Annotated in this window: 4 protein-coding genes; all 4 read left to right on the top strand. The window is 40.5% G+C overall.

All coding sequences use genetic code 11. The features are described from left to right. Positions 1 to 12: 12 nt before the first annotated feature. The 4 genes from V7L01_RS28755 (at position 13) to V7L01_RS28740 (ending at position 21,937) form a co-directional block, all read left to right on the top strand. The gene (locus V7L01_RS28755) at positions 13 to 6,588 is read left to right on the top strand and encodes an amino acid adenylation domain-containing protein (RefSeq protein ID WP_442937033.1); all 6,576 of its coding nucleotides are present in this window, start codon (positions 13 to 15) and stop codon (positions 6,586 to 6,588) included. A 76-nt stretch (positions 6,589 to 6,664) separates the two neighbouring features. Continuing rightward, positions 6,665 to 9,874 carry an amino acid adenylation domain-containing protein gene (locus V7L01_RS28750; protein WP_335040951.1) on the top strand — a complete coding sequence of 1,070 codons (3,210 nt, stop codon included), beginning with the start codon at positions 6,665 to 6,667 and terminating at the stop codon, positions 9,872 to 9,874. Between the two features lie 121 nt (positions 9,875 to 9,995). Then, positions 9,996 to 17,702: an amino acid adenylation domain-containing protein gene (locus tag V7L01_RS28745; RefSeq protein WP_335040949.1), complete on the top strand. Its 7,707-nt coding sequence runs from the start codon at positions 9,996 to 9,998 to the stop codon at positions 17,700 to 17,702. Then, complete coding sequence (locus V7L01_RS28740; RefSeq protein WP_335040947.1) at positions 17,699 to 21,937, top strand: non-ribosomal peptide synthetase; 4,239 nt, start codon at positions 17,699 to 17,701, stop codon at positions 21,935 to 21,937. Before V7L01_RS28745 ends, V7L01_RS28740 begins: the two co-directional genes overlap by 4 nt. Positions 21,938 to 21,944: the final 7 nt, after the last annotated feature.

The raw sequence follows: 21,944 nt of genomic DNA, 5'->3' as shown, positions 1-21,944 counted from the left end.
CTACTAATTTATATGAAAGAAATGGCGATCGACTCTACTCGTGATATTCATAATTTCTCTGTTTTAACCGAGCAGGAACGACACAAAATGTTGGTGGAATGGAATGATACAAAGGTAGATTATCCTAAACATTTGTGCATACATGAATTATTTGTAGCACAAGTGGAAAAAACTCCAGACAATATTGCTGTCGTCTTCGATGAACAGAAACTTACTTATCAAGAGTTGAATCGCCGAGCTAATAAAGTAGCTCATTATCTGCAATCTTTGGGTGTAGGGACAGAAGTTCTGGTAGGGATTTGTGTCGAGCGTTCCTTAGACACGATCGTTGGGTTATTGGGAATTCTCAAGGCGGGTGCAGCATATCTTCCACTAGATCCAACCTATCCTAAGGAACGTCTATCGTTCATGCTGTCAGATTCACAAGTGCAAGTGCTGTTAACTCAGCAGAAGTTTGTTGATGAATTTTCTGCAAGCGGGGTGAAGACAGTTTGTTTAGATAGTAATTGGGAATCAATTAACAGCCAGAGTCCAGAAAATCCTACTAGCGATGTGACGGCTGAAAATCTCACTTATGTGATTTATACATCGGGGTCAACCGGAACGCCCAAAGGCGTGCTGATTCAGCATCAAGGCGCGTGCAATCTTGCCCAAGCACAAGTTAAATTGTTTGATGTAAACCCACACAGCCGTATTCTCCAGTTTGCTTCTTTCAGCTTTGATGCTTCAGTTTGGGAAATTGTCATGGCTTTGGGTTCTGGAGCTAGTCTCTACATGGGAACTCAAGATTCCTTGCGCCCAGGAACCGATTTAATAAAATTTTTGCGCGAGCAATCAATCACTCACGTCACACTACCACCTACCGCGCTAGCAGCTTTACCAGCAGAGGAATTGCCGAACTTACAAACTCTCATCGTTGCTGGAGAAGCTTGTAATCATAAGCTGATAGCTCAATGGTCACAAGGGCGGCGTTTCTTTAATGCTTATGGGCCAACGGAATCAACTGTTTGCGCCACAGTTGCAGAGTGTCATGCTGGGGATACTCAAGCAACCATTGGTCGAGCGATCGCTAATACCCAAGTTTATATCCTCGATAGCCATTTGCAACCCGTTCCTATTGGGACTCCTGGCGAATTATATATTGGTGGCGACGGTTTGGCCAGAGGCTATCTGAACCGTCCAGAGTTGACTAGAGAAAGATTTATCCCCAATCCATTTGACGATAGCGCAGCGTTAGCGAGTCCGCGAGCGTCGACAGGAAGTAGATTATATAAAACTGGGGATTTGGCACGTTATTTACCAGACGGGAATATTGAGTTTCTGGGACGAGTTGATAATCAGGTGAAGATTCGCGGCTTCCGCATTGAACTGGATGAAATCGAGAAGCTTTTAATTCAACACCCAGATGTCAAACAAGTAGCTGTAATTGCCCGTGAAGACATTCCTGGCGATAAACGGCTTGTTGCTTATATAGTCCTGAATCAAAAGCCAGAAGCGATCGTTGCTACTCTTAAACGCTTTCTGGAAGAAAAGCTGCCTAAATATATGGTTCCTGGGGTATTTGTCATTTTAGATTCTTTACCCCTGACTCCAAATGGTAAAGTAGATCGTCAAAATCTGCCAGCTGGCGATCGCATCCGCCCCGACCTCGAAGAAACCTTTGTCGCACCGCGTAACCCAATTGAAGAAAAACTAGCAAGCATCTGGATTGAGTTACTGCAAATTGAGCCTATAGGAATCAATGACAATTTTTTCAATTTAGGCGGTCATTCTTTAATTGCAGCGCAAATGCTTTCCCGCATCCGCGATGGTTTCCAAGTCGAGTTATTCTTTCATCACATCTTCGCCAACCCCACCATAGCGGGTTTAGCTGCGCTGATTGAACAGCCCAGCCACCTCCAGCAGCAATTACAACGTCCTGCAATCCAACCAGTTCCACGCTCAGGATACTTGCCAGCTTCCTTTGCTCAAGAACGAGTGCATTTCATTCAAGAAGTAGCACCGGAAGGTAGCGCCTATCAAGCTCAGGTAACTCTGCGATTTACCGGGGAACTTAATGTTGCAGCACTAGAACAGTGCCTCAGCGAGATTGTCCGCCGACATGAAATCTTCCGCACGACTTTTCCTGCCGCAGATGGACGCTTGTTTCAAGTAATCCATCCAGCCTGGCCAGTCAACTTAAAAGTGGTAGATGTCCAAACCGTTCCTCAGTCTGAGCAACAAGCAGAAATTCAGCGTTTATTTGACGCAGAGGTGCAGAAGCCTTTTTACTTGGATAAACTGCCGTTAGTTAGGTGGTTATTGTTGAAGTTGAGCGGCCAAGAACATCTGTTAATCCACATCGAACATCACATGGTTCATGATGGTTGGTCTTTCAACAATGTATTTTTGAATGAGTTTCTTGCACTTTATCAAGCCTTCTGCTTAGGTCAACCTTCGCCATTACCAGAATTAACACTCCAATTTGCAGACTATGCCCATTGGCAGCGAGAGTGGGTGAAAAGCGAGGAAGCCCAAGCTCAATTGGCTTTTTGGCAGCAAAAATTATCCGGCAGTCCGCCTCTGTTGGAATTACCCTATGACCGCCCCCGACCAGTAGAACAAACTTACAATGGCACTCAAATCAGGGTAGAGTTGCCTATTCCCTTGTGTGAATCTTTGAGAGTTCTCAGCCGTCAAGAGGGAACCACTTTATTCATGACCACGCTGGCGGCTTTTTTGATAATATTGCGCCGATACACCGCACAAGACGATCTGTGTGTGGGTACAGCTGTTGCCAATCGGCGGATGCGCGAAACAGAACAATTAATTGGCATGATTGTCAATAATTTGGTATTACGCACCGATTTGTCTGGTAATCCTACGTTTCGGGAGTTACTAGGACGAGTCCGCCAAGTCACGCTGGAAGCTTTTGCTAACGAAGATTTACCCTTCGATAAGGTCGTGGAGGTTCTCAAGCCAATCCGGAACTTGAGTTATAATCCTGTATTTCAAGTGATGTTTAGCTTCCATGATTCTCCTCGGCCAGACTTAACACTCCCAGGCTTGAACATCACAACAAATGTAGCCCTGAGCAACAAATCAACAAAGTTTGACCTGGATGTTGTCTTAATTCCGCAATATGGCGAAGGGAAAGGAATTACGGCGATTTGGGAATACAACACTGATTTATTCGACGCTGCCACAATCCAGCAGATGGTAGAGATGTATCAAAATTTACTACAAAAGATTGTCGTTAGCACAGAGCAGCAAATTTCTAATTTACCACTGCTAACCCAGTCTCAGCAGCAATTATTGATGGAGTGGAATCAGACTCACAAGGAGTATTCTTCTGGTGAATGTATCCATAAATTGTTTGAGGCTCAAGTAGAGTTAACGCCTGATGCTGTAGCTGTAGAGCAGGATGGGCAGAGATTAACTTACCGCGAATTGAGCGATCGCTCCAACAAAATAGCCCATTATTTACAAAGTTTGGGAGTCAAACCAGAAACTCTAGTTGGTATCTGCGTTGAGCGTTCCCTAGACATGATTGCTAGCTTACTTGGTATTCTCAAAGCTGGTGGTGCTTATGTTCCCCTTGACCCTGCTTATCCCCAAGAGCGCATCGCTGAAATTATCACAGATACGCAACTCGGCTTTTTGCTGACGCAAGATAAATTTCAAGATAAATTGCTCGGTTATACCGGAAAAACAATTTGTTTAGATACAGATTGGGAAGTCATAGCAACCCACAGTACAGCCAACCCGATTAGCGACGTTCAAGTAAATAACCTGGCTTATATTATCTACACCTCCGGTTCTACAGGTAAACCGAAGGGAGTAATGATTGAACATCGCTCCTTGATGAATTTTGTCATCACTGCCATTGATAAATATGGAATCAAGGCCAGCGATAAGGTTCTGCAATTTGCATCTATTTGCTTTGATACATCGATTGAAGAAATCTTTCCTTGTTTGTGCGTCGGTGCAACCTTAGTTTTACGCACCGAAGAAATGCTCAACTCCAGTGAGGATTTTTGGCGGTATTGCCAAAAATGGCAGTTAACTGTTTTAGATTTGCCGACAGCATACTGGCATCAGTTAGTAGCCGAACTTAAACCCCAAGATTCTCACATTTCTGAAGGTTTGAGAACTGTAATTATTGGTGGTGAAGCAGTTCAACTAGAAAAAGTGCAGCATTGGCATAGTTGTGTGGCTCATTTTTCCCCAGTACCGGAATTATTCAATACTTACGGGCCGACAGAAGCAACGGTTGTCGCCACCTTAGAACGCTTAAGCCCAGCAGCCACCTCTGTTAGCATTGGACGACCCATCAGCAATGCTCAGGTTTATGTTTTAGACCAATATCTGCAACCTGTACCGATAGGTGTTCCGGGAGAACTGCACATTGGTGGAGCAGGATTAGCTAGGGGATATTGGCAACGTCCTGAGTTAACAAACGAAAAATTTGCCTCCAATGCTTTACAAAGCAGGGGAGCAAACGAAAACCAATTATCTCGCCTATACAAAACTGGGGATTTAGTCAGATTCCGCAAAGATGGCAAGCTGGAATACTTGGGTCGAGTTGATAATCAGGTGAAAATTCGTGGTTTCCGCATCGAATTGGGCGAAATTGAAGCAGTATTAAGACAACACCCACAAGTATTGCAAGCTGTTGTCATTGCTCATGAAAACACCCCCGGACAAAAGCGGCTTGTGGCTTACGTCGTAACCCAAAAATCGCAACCAACCACCAATGAATTACGCGATTTCCTCAAGCAGAAACTACCGAATTACATGATTCCGGCTGCCTTCATGGTGCTGGAAAGCATACCGATGACTCCCAACCAAAAGGTAGACTACCGCGCTCTACCAACACCCGATTTTTCTCGCAGTGCCGAAGATAAATTTATTGCTCCTCGCACACTGATAGAAGAGAAATTAGTGGCGATTTGGTCGGAAGTTTTAAGAGTAGAAAATGTTGGCATCCACGATAACTTTTTTGAACTGGGTGGAGATTCCATTCTCAGTATTCAGTTAATTTCAAAAGCTAACCAAGCAGGTATCCAAATTGCTGCTAAACAGCTATTTAAATATCAAACAATTGCTGAGTTAGCGACTGTAGCAGGTATTACTCGCCAAATCAACGCTGAACAAGGGTTAGTAACTGGTTCTGTAGCGTTGACACCGATTCAACATTGGTTTTTTGAGCAGAAATTGCCCGAACTCCATTACTTTAACCAGTCAGCACTGTTAGAAGTGCCGTCAGATGTGCAACCTGAACTATTGCAGCAAGTAGTTCAACAGTTGTTAGCGCATCACGATGCTTTGCGTCTGCGGTTTGTCCAGGAAGCGGAAAACTGGCTGCAAATTAACGCCGCTACCCAGGAATCTATACCATTGAGCGTCTTTGATTTATCGCACCTATCGCCAGCAGAACAGCAAACAGCGATCGCAACTAAAGACGCTGAACTACAGGCTAGTTTGGATTTATCTACAGGAGCGATGGCTACGCCCGCCGCAGGCATCGCACGAGTCGCCTTATTTCAATTAGGCAAGAATCAACCAAGTTATCTACTCTTCATCATCCATCACTTAGCAATCGATGGAGTTTCTTGGCGGATTTTATTGGAAGATTTAGCTACTGCTTACCAACAAATTAGCCGAGGCGAGGTTATTAAATTACCAGCAAAAACAACCTCTTGGCAATATTGGAGCGATCGCCTAACAGAATATGCCCAAACAGAGGCCATCAAAGAGTTAGATTACTGGCTAACTCAATCTAGTCTTCAAGTCACAGCTTTACCAGTAGACTATCCATCGGGTAATGAAAAGAACACCGTAGCCTCAACTGCGTCTGTGACACTTGCTTTAAATGAAGAACAGACACGCGCCCTGTTACAAGATGTACCTTCTGCCTACAATACTCAAATTAATGATGTGTTGTTAACTGCCTTGGTGCAAAGCTTTACTAAGCGGACAGGCAAAAGTTCTTTACTAATTGATTTGGAAGGACATGGACGCGAAGACTTATTTGAAGATGTAGATTTGTCGCGGACTGTTGGTTGGTTTACTACATTATTCCCCGTTGGCTTACAGCTACAACAAATTGAGCAGCCAGGAGAGGCTTTAAAATCAGTCAAAGAACAACTCCGGCGCATCCCCAACCGAGGAATTGGTTATGGTGTATTGCGATATTTGAACCAAAACACCACAATCTACGAAAAATTAAAGTTACTCCCCGCAGCACAAGTTAGTTTTAACTACCTGGGACAATTCGACCAAGTTATCAAAGCATCTGAAGTTTTAGGTTTAGCTAAAGAATTCAAATCCGAACAAAGCCTACTTAACCAACGTAGCCATCTGTTAGGAATAAGCGGCTTTATTCGTACAGGAAAACTGGAAATGACTTGGGCTTATAGCGAGAAAGTCCACAAGCGAGACACTATTGAAAGGTTAGCTTCAGGATTCATGGAAGCATTAAAAAACCTAATTGCTCACTGTCAATCAAAAGACTCTCAAAGCTATACCCCATCCGATTTTGCAGCAGCCAAACTCAATCAAAAACAGCTAGATAAATTCCTAACCAAACTGAATAAAAAGAAGTAGTCAAAAAGCAAAGGGAACAATCTCCCCCCTGCTCCCTACCCCCCTGCCTTTTCTATCCCTAACTCCAGAGGTAATTATGCAAAATATCGAAGACCTTTATGAACTTTCGCCGATGCAACAAGGGATGTTGTTTCATACTCTTTATGCACCAGAATCGGAAGTTTATTTTGAGCAGTTACTTTGCATTCTCTCTGGGAAATTAAATTTTTCTGCTTTCCAAAAAGCTTGGGAACAGGTTGTAGCGCGACACTCAGTTTTACGCAGTTCTTTTTATTGGGAAGAGATAGAAAAGCCCTTGCAAATGGTGAATAAGCAAGTGGATCTTCCTTGGGTGCAAATGGACTGGCGACATTTAACACCTGATGAACAACAAATCCATTTAGAGGAGTTTTTGTCAAGCGATCGCCAAAAGGGATTTAATGTGACTCAAGCACCTCTAATGCGCTTCACCATCATTCAGTTAGGAGAGGAGACATACCAATTTATTTGGAGTCATCATCATATCCTGTTTGATGGCTGGTCAATGCAGATTATCCTTAAAGAAGTTTTGGCTTTTTATGAAGCAACCCAGCGAGGCGAAAATTTACGCCTTCAAGGAGTTCGCCCTTATCGAGAATATATTGAATGGTTACAGCAACAAGATAGCGATAAAGCAAAAAACTTTTGGCAAAAAACTCTTCAGGGGTTTGAAACTCCTACTCTTATAGGGAACAGGGAACAGGGAACGGGGAATAGGGGAATATATAATGAGCAACGGTTTCAATTATCTCAAACGGTAACTGAAAAATTGCAATCTGTGGCGCGACAGCACCATTTAACTTTGAATAATTTGGTGCAGGGAGCATGGGCTATATTAATTTATCGCTACAGTGGGGAAACTGATGTAGTTTTTGGTGCAACTGTATCCGGTCGTCCACCGCAGCTTGAGCAAGTAGAGTCGATGGTGGGGCTATTTATCAATACCCTTCCCATCCGGGCAAAAGTAACAGCAAAGACAGAATTATTACCTTGGCTTCAGCAATTACAAACCCAAGCACTAGAACAGGAACAGTATACTTATTTTTCTCTTGCAGAAATTCAACAATTAAGTGATATCCCAGCCGGATTACCACTTTTTGAAAGTATTTTAGTATTTGAAAACTATCCACTAGATTCTGCTAAACCAGAAATTAAAAAAACTTTAGAAATTAGTCATCTTAGTTGTTTTGAACGCACAAATTATTTTATCACAGTAGTAATTAATCCCGGTTTACAACTAGCTGGCAGAATTGTTTATGATACTAGCTGCTTTGACGAACAAACAATTACTCGCATGATTGGACATTTCCAAAGATTGCTAGAAGGAATGGCAGATAACTTACAACAATATATTTCTCAATTATCTATACTTAGTGCAGATGAAGAACAACAAATAATTACACTAGAAAATCATCAACAAAAAAATTCTATTAATTATAAATGTATTCATGTTTTATTTGAAGAACAGGTAGAAAAAAGTCCCCATGCCATAGCGGTTATATATCAACAAGAACAATTAACTTATCGGGAATTAAATAACCGTGCTAATCAACTAGCCCATTATTTGCGATCGCTAGGAGTTAAACCAGAAGTTCGGGTGGGAATTTGTGTTGAGCGTTCCTTAGAAATGGTAATCGGAATACTCGGTATTCTCAAAGCGGGAGGGGCGTATGTACCACTAGATCCAGCTTATCCTGCCGAGAGATTATCGTTCATGCTGGAAGATGTACAAACACCCGTCTTGTTAATACAAACTCATTTACGAAATCAGCTACCAATTAATAATCAAATAGTCGTACATCTTGACTCAGATTGGGAAATTATTGCCCAACAAAGACAAGATAATTTACCGAGTGAAGTTAGTCCAGAAAATTTAGCTTATATCATTTATACCTCTGGCTCAACGGGAACACCAAAAGGTACAGAAGTTCCCCACCGTAGCATTCTTGGTTTTATGTTTGGAGTTGATTACATTCAACTAGATGCAGAACAAATTTGGCTACAACATTCATCAATTTCCTGGGATGCACTCACCTTAGAACTTTGGCCACCATTGCTTTATGGTGGACGTTGTGTACTTTATCCAGAAAAAATTCCAACACCAGAAGGCTTAAGCCAGATTATTCAAGAGCAAGGGATTAATACTCTATTTCTAACTAAAGCATTATTCAATCTCATGATTGATACTATGCCACAAGGATTGTCAGGGGTAAAACAACTGTTGACGGGAGGAGAGTCCATTTCTGTAGCTGATGTTCGCCGCGCTTTAGAAATGTTGCCGCAAACTCAAATTATTAATGCTTATGGGCCTTGCGAATGTACAGTAATTACCTCTTGTTATCCAATTCCTCAACAACTTGCTGAAAATGTAAATTCTGTTTCTATTGGTAAACCCATCGGTGATAGAACAGTTTACATACTAGATGAGAATCTAAACAGAGTTGCAATTGGTGTTCTTGGTGAACTTTATGTGGGTGGTGCAAGTGTTGCTAGAGGTTACTTAAATCAACCAAAATTAACAAGTGAAAAATTTATTCCTAATCCTTTTATTACAGGAGATATCCTTTACAAAACTGGAGATTTAGTCTGCCGTCTAGCTGATGGAAATATTGAATTTATCGGAAGAATTGATACACAAGTAAAGATTCGCGGTTTTCGCATTGAGTTAGCAGAAATTGAAGCGATTTTAGTTCAACATCCTGACATAAAACAAGTTGTCGTCATTGCGCGGGAAGATGAACCAGGAAATAAATTCTTAGTAGCCTATTTGGTATCAATGAATAATTCGCTAACTACTAGCATTTTACGAAACTTCCTCAAGGCAAAGCTACCAGATTACATGATTCCTGCTGCTTTCGTATTTATTGACAAGTTACCTCTTACTCCTAATGGTAAAATTAATCGCCGCGCTTTACCTGCCCCCGATACTTATCAAATAAATATAGAGGTTGATTTTGTTGCCCCTCGCTCACAAATTGAACAAGAATTAGCTACAATTTGGACGGAAGTTTTGAAATTAAAACAGGTGGGGATTCATAATAACTTTTTTGAGTTAGGAGGACATTCTTTATTAGCTACTCAAGCGGTTTCTCGTTTAAGAGAGGCTTTTAGTTTAGATTTTCCTTTACGTTATTTGTTTGAAAATCCAACTATTGCGGAACTAGCGCAAAAAGTGAGCGAGCAAGTAGAAAATGATGATTTAGCGAGAATTTTGGCGGAGGTGGATGAATTATCGGAGGAAGAGGTGAGGGAGCAGTTAATTTGGTGAGGATTTTTTAAACGCACAGGAGCGCGAAGTTCGCGCAGAGGTATGCAGCGAAAAGTTCCTCGAAGCCGATTTTGCCGGTGTAGGAAACTTTTCAAGACAGAGTTTTTAATTACAAATTATTATGAGTGACTTATTAAAACGTCTTGAATCTTTATCACCTGAAAAACGAGAATTAGTTTTACAAAAGCTGAAGAAGCAACAGAAATCGCCTCTTCTTATACCTGTGTCGCGGGAACAGTCTCTTCCTCTGTGTTTTGCTCAACAAAGGCTGTGGTTTATTGACAAATTAGAAGGCGATAATTGTGTTTATAATGTGCCGTTTTTCTGGCAAATTAGCGGAGTTCTGAATGTTAGTGCGTTGGAAAAAGCGATCGCCACAATTATCCAACGTCATGAGGTCTTACGTACTAGCTTTGCTGTTGTGGATGAGTCACCGATACAGGTGATTCGCGCACATCCTCCAGTTAAGATGCAGGTGCTAGACTGGCGACAAGTCCCAAAAGAACACCAGTTAAGCAAGGCGCGACAGTTAGCAATAGAAGAGTTACAACAGTCATTTCATTTATCAAAGCCGCCTTTACTGCGAGTAAAGTTGTTGCAATTGGCTGAAAAATCCCATCTGCTGTTACTGGTTATCCATCATATTGTCTGCGATGGCTGGTCAATGGACATCTTCCGCCGGGAATTGTTCGCTCTTTACACAGCTTTTTGTAATGGTGAATCGTCTCCTTTACCCGAATTACCTTTACAATATGCTGATTTCGCCCATTGGCAAAGACAATGGTTACAAGGAGAGGTACTGCAAACTCAACTCAATTACTGGCAAAAACAATTAGCAGATGTTCTGCCACTGTTAGAATTACCGACAGATAAACCACGCCCATCAGTACAAAGCTTCAAGGGGCGGAGTGAGTTTTTGGAACTCAATGCAGATTTAACGCAGAAGTTGAAGCGTTTGAGCCAGGAATCAGGAACCACTCTGTTTATGACAATGCTTGCAGCATTTGCGCTGTTATTGTCGCGCTACAGTAGACAACAGGATATTGTTGTTGGTTCGGCGATCGCCAACCGTAATCGTCGTGAAATAGAACCATTAATTGGCTTTTTTGTCAATACTTTGGCTTTGCGTACCAAATTGCAAGGAAATCCAACTTTCTTAGAATTACTGCAACGGGTGAAGCAAGTCACTCTTGATGCTTATGACCATCAAGATTTACCCTTTGAGAAACTAGTTGATGAATTGGGATTAGAGCGATCGCTTTCTCATCATCCTCTATTTCAAGTCGCTTTTGGCTTGCAAAGCGGAACTCCAGAGAAACTAGAAATTCCTGGCTTAACTCTTTCCCGTTTTGAATGGGAAAACACCACGACGCTGTTTGATTTATCGCTGATTTTCCGGGAAACGCCTCAAGGTTTAACAGGAGAATGGGAATATGCAAGCGATTTGTTTGAGGCTGAAACTATCCAACGGATGGCGGAACATTTTCAAGTTCTACTCAAGCAAATTATTGCTAACCCAAACCAACCAATCAATAGTTTATCTTTGCTGACAGAGGATGAGCGTCAGAAATTACAAAGCTGGAATCAAACTCAAACAGATTATCCTCACGATAAAACTTTAGTTGATTTATTTGAAGAACAAGTTAAGAAAAATTCAGATAATCTTGCTGTATTTTTTGAGTCTCAAACTTTAACTTATCAAGAACTAAATCAAAAAGCTAATCAATTAGCTTACTATTTAATTAACAATTACCAAATCCACTCAGACACCTTAATTGGTATATCTGTTGAACGTTCTTTAGAAATGATTATTGGTGTACTCGGTATTCTCAAAGCTGGTGGAGCTTATGTACCTATTGACCCCAATTATCCCTCAGAACGGATTAAGTTCATGTTAGAAGATTCTGGGATATCGGTATTACTAACCCAAAGTTACCTCAAAAAGCAATTACCTCTAACCGAACTCAAACACCAGGTCATTTGTTTAGATGAGGAAGTTTTTGCTGAAGAATTAACCGATAATCCCAGCCCTCAAAGAAAACCTGATAATTTAGCCTATGTCATCTACACTTCTGGTTCAACGGGACAACCAAAGGGTGTGATGATTGAGCATAAAGCCATTGTCAATCTCGCCTTGGGTTGGGCTGAAACTTTTCAAGTGCAACCCTACAGTCGTGTGCTTCAATTTGGTTCTTTTAGTTTCGATTTGTCTATTGGTGAAATTGCGACTGCTTTATCCGCAGGTGCTTGTTTATATCTAGCTAATCAAGAAACTTTGTTACCAAGTCTTGCCTTAGTTGACTTTTTAACCCAACATGAAATTAGCCATATCTTTTTACCTCCGTCAGCTTTAGCTATATTACCAAAGGCAACTCTCAGCAATTTACAATCTATAGGTGTTGGTGGAGAGGCTTGTAGTGCCGAATTAGTTAGCCAGTGGGGAACAGGAAGACGCTTTTATAACTGCTACGGCCCAACAGAATGTACTGTTATTGTAGCGATAGCTCTTTGTCAATCCAATGACAAAAAACCATCAATTGGTAAACCTTCTCCCAATCTCCGCATTTATATTTTAGATGCACATAATCAACCATTACCGCCAGGAATACCAGGGGAATTGTGTATTGCGGGAGTTGGTTTAGCTAGAGGTTATCTCAACCGTCCCGAAACTACTAGCCAAAAATTTATAGAAATTGAATTATTTGGGAAAATTGAGCGAATTTATAAAACTGGTGACTTAGCAAGATGGAATGCTGATGGAAATTTAGAATATTTAGGTCGGATTGACGAGCAGGTAAAATTACGAGGTTTTAGAATTGAACTTGGTGAAATTGAATCACTGTTATTACAACATCCATTAGTCAAAGAAGCTGTTGTAATTTTATATGAAGCTGATAGTAATCACAGATTAGTAGCTTATCTTACAGAGGCAAAAAAATCTGTCAATTTAGAGATTGAAGTTAAACAATATCTAAAAAATCGGCTGCCGAATTATATGATTCCGAGCCAAATAATGGTTTTGGAACAGTTGCCTCTCACTGCTAACGGTAAATTAGATCGCCGCGCATTACCAATACCAAATACAGACGCTTCCACTGAGTTAGAAATACCAGTAACTCCTACAGAAGAAATACTAGCTAGTATATGGCAAAATTTATTAAAAATTAAGTCTGTTGGTCGCTCTGACAACTTCTTTGAATTAGGTGGACATTCGCTGTTAGCAACTCAATTAATTGCCCGTGTTCGTGATAGTTTGGGCGTTGAATTATCCGTCCGTAAGGTATTTGAGCAAAGCGTTTTATCTGAGTTAGCGCGGGAAATTGATAAAGCCTCTACAAGTGTTGCTTTACCTTCCATAACACCCCAGCCAGAAAATGAGCCGAAAACTTTGTCTTTTGCCCAATCAAGGCTCTGGTTTTTAGCCCAACTTGAAGGTAAAGGAACTTCTGCTACCTACAATATGCCTTTTGCACTCCAACTTGATGGCAATTTAAATGTAGAAGCTTTACGCCAGAGTTTAACCTATTTGCTGGAACGCCATACAACTTTACGCACTTATTTCCCTGCTTTGGAGGGGCAACCGCAAGTAGTAGTTAAAGATGTAGAAGATATGGAAGTGCTGGAAATTACAGACTTACAAGCACTCGATTCTCAAACGCAAGCGGAAACTGTACAACAGTTAGCCAATACCCATGCTCAAGAACCCTTTAACTTAAATACTGACCCCTTGTTCAGAGCTAAACTACTGCAACTGAGCCAACAGAAAAATATCCTGCTGATTAATATCCACCACATTATCAGTGATGGCTGGTCAATGGGAGTGTTTAAGCGCGAATGGCAACAGGCTTATGCTGCTTATGCTACGGGTTCTACTCCGAACTTGTCACTGTTACCGATTCAGTATAGCGATTATGCAGCTTGGCAGCGCAGTTGGTTACAAGGGGAGAGTTTATCAAGCCAAGAAAATTATTGGAAACAACAATTAAGTGATGCGTCCCGCTTGCTGGAGTTACCTACTGATTATCCTCGTCCAGCGCAACAAAGTTACCAAGGTGAGCGTGAAGAATATTGTTTGAGTAAAGAACTGACTCAGAAACTTAAAGCTATTAGTCAACAACAAGGGGTGAGTTTATTTATGACCCTGTTGGCTGCTTTCAATATTTTACTATCACGTTACAGCCGCCAAGAAGATTTATGTGTTGGTTCTGGCATTGCTAACCGCACCCATAGCTACACAGAACGGTTAATTGGCTTTTTTGTCAATACTTTAGTATTGCGGAGCAAAATCAAGTCGGAGCAAGGATTTAGTGAATTGCTGCAACAAACTCGGCAAACTTGCTTAGATGCTTATGCTAATCAAGACATTCCCTTTGAGTATTTGGTAGAACAACTGCAACCAGAACGCAGTCTCAGCCATAATCCATTATTCCAAGTGATGATGGTGATGCAAAACGCAGCGGGGGCGGGAGTAAATGTTAGTTTACCAGGGCTAGATATTCAATACTTGGAACAAAGTTTTCCGTTTGCCAAGTTTGATTTATTGCTAGATTTGTGTGAAAGGGATGAGCAACTACATTGTATGTGGGAATACGCCACAGATTTATTTGCAGCATCAACAATTAAGCGCATGGCGGGACATTTTGAAGTTTTGCTGACAGCAATTACCCAAAATCCGCAACAGCCGATTCATCAGCTACCTATCATTACCCCAGCAGAAAGCCAACAACTGCAAATTTGGAATAAAACAGACGCAGATTATCCTAAACATTTGTGCATACATGAATTATTTGCAGCCCAGGTAGAAAAAACTCCAAATAATATTGCTGTTGTTTTCGAGAAACAGAAACTTACTTATCAACAACTAAATCAAAAAGTTAATCAACTAGCTCATTATTTAATTCAAAATTACCAAATTCAGCCCAACACTCTAATTGGTATTTGTGTTGAACGGTCTTTAGAAATGATAATTGGTTTACTTGCTATCCTCAAAGCAGGTGGGGCTTACGTGCCAATCGATCCGAGTTATCCGCAAGAACGCATTCATTTAATGCTCGAAGATAGTAATACGGCGGTATTACTAACAACTAAATTCCAGAAAAAGCAACTTCCCTTAGAAACGCTTAAAAATTTCTGTAAATTAGTTTTTCTAGACGAACAAATATGGACTGAACAGCCTACAAATAATCCTCAGCTAAATACTAATCCTGATGATTTAGCTTATGTAATTTACACTTCCGGTTCGACTGGAAGGCCAAAAGGCGTGGCAATTTGTCACTCCTCATTGACTAATTTCTTATATTCAATGAAAGAAAAGCCAGGAATAACTGCGTCCGATACTCTCTTGGCTATTACAACTATATCTTTTGATATTGCTGCACTGGAAATTTATTTACCTTTAATTGTAGGAGCAAAAATAATTCTAGTTAGTCGGGAAATTGCCTCTGACGGTTTACAGTTAGCAGAACAATTAGTCAACACTGCCACTACTTTTATGCAAGCTACTCCAGCTACTTGGCGGATGTTGTTAGCCGCAGGATGGAAAAGTTCAACCCAACTCAAAATTTGCTGCGGCGGTGAAGCATTAACTTGGGAACTGGCTCATCAACTACTAGAAAGATGTAGTGAACTTTGGAATCTTTATGGCCCAACAGAGACTACTATTTGGTCAGATATCTATTCGGTAAATACTTTTGAGCAAGACAAAAATTTTCAAGGATCTGTATTATCGATTGGAAAGGCGATCGCCAATACTCGCATCTATATTTTAGATAACTACAATCAACCCCTTCCCCCTGGTATTCCTGGGGAACTCTGCATTGCAGGTGCAGGTTTAGCACAGGGCTATTTGAATCGTCCCGATTTAACTGCCGAAAAATTTATCACATTAGAATTATTTGGTAAAACTGAGCGAATTTATAAAACTGGTGATTTAGCCCGGTGGCTACCGGATGGCAATTTGCAATATTTAGGGCGAATCGATCGCCAAGTCAAATTGCGAGGTTTCCGTATTGAATTAGGTGAAATTGAAGCATCTTTACTCAAACACCCCAAAATTCAGGAAGCGGTTGTTTTAGTTCGGGAAGAAAGCGAAAGCGATCGACGTTTACTCGCCTATATTATCCCCGCACAAACAGAGGATAACTATCTCCAAGGTGAACAAGTAGAATTATGGCAACAAATTTTCAATGATGCGTACTATCAACAACAAAACCCAGAAGACGATCCTACCCTGAATTTAGCTAGCTGGATTAACAGCTATACGGGAGACCCTTATCCCAAAACTGTAATGCAAGAATGGCGAGATACAACTGTCGATCAAATTTTAGAACTTGCGCCTAAACAGGTATGGGAAATCGGTTGCGGGGCAGGGATGTTATTGTTTAAAGTTGCACCTCATTGTCAGCATTATTTAGGCACAGATTTTTCATCAGATGGATTGCAGTATATTGAACAATATCTAAAACAGCAGTCTCTCAATGATAAAGTTACCTTAAAAACTAGGGCAGCCAACCAGTTTGAGGGCATTGAAACAAATGCTTATGACTTGGTAATTATAAATTCTGTAATTCAATATTTTCCGTCTTTGGATTACTTGTTATCAGTAATCGAAGGTGCTATTAAAACTGTGGTTCATCAGGGAAAAATCTTTATAGGAGATGTGCGAAATCTCAATTTATTAGAGGCTTTTCACACAGCAGTCGAGTTTTATCGCGCCTCTGATGAATTATCAATTCAGGACTTGCGCCAACAGATTCAAAAAAGCATCCGTACTGAAGGCGAATTACTAATTGACCCTGATTTCTTTATCGCTATTAAACAAAAATTTCCTCGGATTAGTCAAGTACAAATTCAATTGAAACGAGGTGAAAATCATACGGAAATGAGCCGTTTTCGTTATGATGTGGTTTTATATTTGGATGGCACAGATACTCGTGTTGCAGAACCCCAATACTTAGATTGGCAAGAACAACAGTTAAATTTGGCAACTATCGAGAAAATTTTAACAACTCAGCAACCAGATTTATTAAGGATTAAAGATATTCAGAATGCACGTCTAACTTCAGAAATGGCGTTGTTAGATAATATTGCCCAAATAGAGGGTTTTGTTGCAGATTTAAAAGCCGCAATATCACAAGTTAAGTCAGGTATAGAACCTGAAGTATTCCGCACTTTAACGCGAGATTTACCTTATACGCCTTTTATTCAAAATAGTTCCACAGGGTTTGCTTACTACGATGTTATTTTGCAAAGAAATATTCCTGGGCAAGAGACAATAACAAGATTTAATCAAAGGGAAAATTTACGACTGAAACCTTGGCAACATTACGCCAATCAACCGTTACAATATCGCATCAATCAAGTTGCTCCAGAGTTATTAGAAGAATGGCGAGATTTACTGGCAAAAAATCTGCCTGATTATATGATTCCTAACCATTTTATTATTTTAGAAAAACTTCCACTAACACCAAATGGTAAAGTAGACCGCAAAGCTTTACCCGCGCCAGGTACAGCAGTTACAGCCACAGATATTGAATTACCCGTAACTGAGACAGAAAAATTGCTGGCTCAATTATGGGCAAAGCTGCTCAAATATGAAGCCGTAGCTCGACAAGATAATTTCTTCAATTTGGGGGGACATTCATTATTAGCCACTCAATTGTGCTACCGCATCCGCGACACTTTCAACGTAGAAATACCACTACGTCAAGTATTTGATTCTCCAATTCTCAGGGAATTGGCAAGTTATATAGATAGCTGCATTTGGGTTAATTCAGCTACCGCAGATATGCAACCTTTAAACTCAGACGAAGAGGAAATTGAACTATGACTATGACACAAAATCAGCCAGTAGTTTCTTTAATGCTTCGTTTGCAGAATATGGGCTGCAAAATTTGGGCTGAAAATGATAAGTTACGGATTCGTACTAGCAAAAATGCCCTCACAGATGAACTCAAGCAAGAAATTCAAGCCAACAAAGCTGAAATTCTAGCTTTCTTGAAAGCAGCTAAGACGCAAGTTGCCGTTACAAAAGAAATTCCTACTTTAAGTGCTGACTCTCCCAAGCCGCTTTCCTTTGCTCAACAACGCCTCTGGCTATTAGCACAACTCCAAGGGCCATCAGCTACTTATAATATGCCGATCGCTCTACAACTGAACGGCAACCTAAATATTGATGCCCTGCGTTCTAGTTTGGCTTATTTGCTAAGTCGGCACGAGAGTCTGAGGATATATTTTCCCACCGTTGTCGGACAACCCAAAATTGCGCTTCGTAATTTAGACGAACTCGAAGTTTTAATGTACCAAGTATTGGGAACTGGAGACTGGGGACTAGGGACTAGGAATCAAGAAACTCTTTCCCAGTCTCCAGTGGTTCAGCATTTTATTGATGCTCATGCACAAGAACCCTTTGATTTAAATACTGGCCCTTTGTTTAAAGCTAAGTTGCTGCAATTGCAAGAGCAAAAATCTGTGTTGCTCATCAATATGCACCACATTATCAGTGATGGCTGGTCAATGGGGGTATTTGTGCGTGAGTTACGGCAAGCTTACACTGCTTTTACCCAAGGTCAAAGCCCAAACCTTTCTCCCTTGCCTATTCAATACAGCGATTATGCAGCTTGGCAAAGAAACTGGTTACAAGGCGAAGTATTAGAAAACCAGATTAATTACTGGAAAAATCAACTGGGTGATGCTTCCCCATTACTCGAATTGCCTACAGATTATCCTCGTCCAGCACAGCAAAGTTACCGAGGCGATCGCTTTTTCTATTCTCTCACGCCGGAATTAACTGCTGCCGTTAAAAATTTCAGCCAACAGCAAGGTGTAAGCCTATTTATGACTTTGTTGGCTACTTTGAATATTCTACTATCTCGTTACAGTCGCCAAAACGATTTATCTATTGGTTCTCCCATTGCCAACCGCACCCATAGTCAAACAGAAGGGTTAATTGGCTTTTTTGTCAATACTTTAGTACTGCGTAACCAAATTAATTCTGAGCAAAGTTTTATCGAGTTTCTACAACAAACTCGCCAAACTTGTTTAGATGCTTACGCTCATCAAGATATACCCTTTGAAGTTCTGGTAGAAAAGTTACAACCAGAACGCAGTATGAGCTATAACCCATTATTCCAGGTCATGTTTGCGCTGGAAAATAATGAAAGTCCAGACTTGAGTTTACCAGGGTTAGAGATTGAATGGCTGGGGGTGAAGGGTGCGATCGCTAAGTTTGACTTAACCCTGATGGTGATGGAATATGACAACAAGTTAAATTGCTCTTGGGAATACGCCACCGACCTTTTTGAAAAAGCTACTATTCAACGGATGGCGGAACAGTTTGAAGTTCTGCTCAAGGGAATTATTGGTAATCCAAACCAACCGATTCATACTCTACCTTTGATGACAGCAGCCGAACTGCTACAACTTCAACGCTGGAATCAAACTCAAACAGATTATCCCCTCCATAAAACTTTAGTTGATTTATTTGAAGAACAAGTTACGAAAAATCCAGATAATCTTGCTGTAGTTTTTGAGTCTAAAATTTTAACTTATCAGCAAATAAATCAAAAAGCGAACCAATTAGCTAATTATTTAATTCACAATCATCTAATTAAGCCAGACACATTAATTGGTATCTGTGTCGAACGTTCTTTAGAAATGATTATTGGTGTACTCGGTATCCTCAAAGCTGGCGCAGCTTATGTACCGATTGACCCTAATTATCCCCCAGAACGGATTAAGTTCATGTTAGAAGATTCTGGGATATCGGTGTTATTAGCCCAAAGTTTTTTATTAGAAAAATTACCTCTAAACCAACTAAAACATCAAGTCATTAGTTTAGATGAGGAAGTTTTTGCTGAAGAATTAACCGATAATCCCAGTCCTCAAAGTATACCTGATAATCTAGCTTATGTCATCTACACCTCCGGTTCAACGGGACGACCGAAGGGAGTGATGATTGAGCATAAAGCAATTGTCAATCTCGCCTTGGGTTGGGCTGAAACTTTTCAAGTTCACAATCACAGCCGTTTGCTTCAGTTTGGGTCTTTTAGTTTTGATTTATCTGTGGCTGAAATTGCTACTACTTTCGTCACAGGTGCTTGTTTGTATCTAGCCCATAAAGAAACTTTGTTACCTAGTCAAAGCTTAGTTGACTTTTTAACCCAACACAAAATTACTCATAGCTTTTTATCGCCCTCAGCTTTATCTGTATTACCAAATGCGAGTTTACCTCACTTGCAATCTATCACTGTGGGTGGAGAAGCTTGTACTGCTGAATTAGTTAGTAAATGGGGAACGGGAAGAAGTTTATACAATTGCTACGGCCCGACAGAATCTACTGTGACTGCGGCTATTTATCTTTGTCAATCCAATGGTAAAAAACCACCAATTGGTAAACCTATATCTAATTTACACATCTATATTCTAGATGCAAATAATCAACCATTACCGCCAGGAATACCAGGGGAATTGTGTATTGCGGGAGTTGGTTTAGCCAGAGGTTATCTCAACCGTCCTGAAATTACTGCCCAAAAATTTATTGAAATTGAATTATTTGGTCAAACTGAGCGAATTTATAAAACTGGTGACTTAGCAAGATGGAATACTGAGGGCAATTTAGAATATTTAGGTCGGATTGACGAGCAAATTAAATTACGAGGTTTTAGAATTGAACTTGGTGAAATTGAATCAATTTTATTACAACATCCATTAGTTAAAGAAGCTGCTGTTATCTTATATAAAACCGAAACCAATCAGAGTTTAATTACATACGTAACGGGAATCACTAATCATTTGTCTATCGAATTAAAAAATCAGCTGAAATCACGCCTACCTGATTACATGATTCCTGCTCAGATTGTGGTATTGGATGAGTTACCTTTAACTCCTAATGGCAAAATTAATCGTAAAGCTTTACCTGCTCCTAATCTTAAGATTGAAGGTTTATATACAGCCCCACGCAACGAAGTTGAACAAAAACTAGCGCAACTATGGTCTGCTGTCCTCGAACGTCAAGAAATTGGCATTCATGATAACTTTTTTGACTTGGGCGGACATTCTTTATTGGCGGTGAAATTGCTCAATAATATTCAACAGGTTTTTGAGCAACAACTTGCCTTGAGCAGTTTATTTCAGAACCCGACTATTGCTCAACTAGCCGAACAAATTTGTAATATTGGAGTGCAACAGTCCCATCCAGATTTACTGTTACTCCAACCTCAAGGAAATGCAACCTCTCTATTTTGTCTCCCTGGTGCAAACGGACATGGCTTCTATTTTCAAGACTTGGCTACCAATTTAGGAAATGAGCATCCTGTTTATGGGCTAGAAACTCCAGGGAGAGATGGACTCAGCCTAATCCCAGACTCAGTAGAACTTCATGCAAGTCAGCTGATTGAGGTATTACGCCAACAACAACCTAAAAGTCCATACATCCTAGCAGGATACTCATCAGGTTGTGCTGTTGCTTTTGAAATGGCTTCCCAACTAGAACAGCAAGGTGAAAAGGTAGAATTACTGGCTATCTTAGACTCTGGATTGGTTACTCACCCTCAGCATTTAATTGATAGAACAGAGCTTGATTGGATTTGGCAATTACTCCAACGGATTGAAGCTTTAAAGGGAGTTTGTTTTAGTTTGGAATACGCTGATTTAGCTGCTCAAAACAATGACCAAGCCCGTTGGGATTTAGCAGCAGAGTATTTATACAAATATAATGTCCTACCAGAACACTCAAGCCTTGATTTACTAAAAACCAATATGCAGGTGATGAAAATGCTAACACTCAATTACGCCAATTATCAGCCTAAGCATTCAATTTCAGTGCCAATTGTTTTATTCCGCGCTCAAGAAGTGCATGAAATTGTTGTGCGAGAACTCCAAGCTTTTTCTGATTACGATTTACCTGATTGGGGATGGCAAACCTACACCCAAAAGCCTATCAAGGTGATTTATATACCTGGAAATCATGGACGAATGCTTTATGAACCCAATGTAAAAGTATTAGCAACACAACTACAAACGGTGATGCAAGAAGCGAAAAAAGCGATTGCTCTCAATTATTAATCTAACT

Origin of the sequence: Nostoc sp., assembly GCF_036917095.1 — a bacterium.
Lineage (GTDB): Bacteria > Cyanobacteriota > Cyanobacteriia > Cyanobacteriales > Nostocaceae > Nostoc.
The sequence above is the reverse complement of the archived record's forward strand: the minus strand, read 5'-3'. Positions and strand labels throughout refer to the sequence as shown.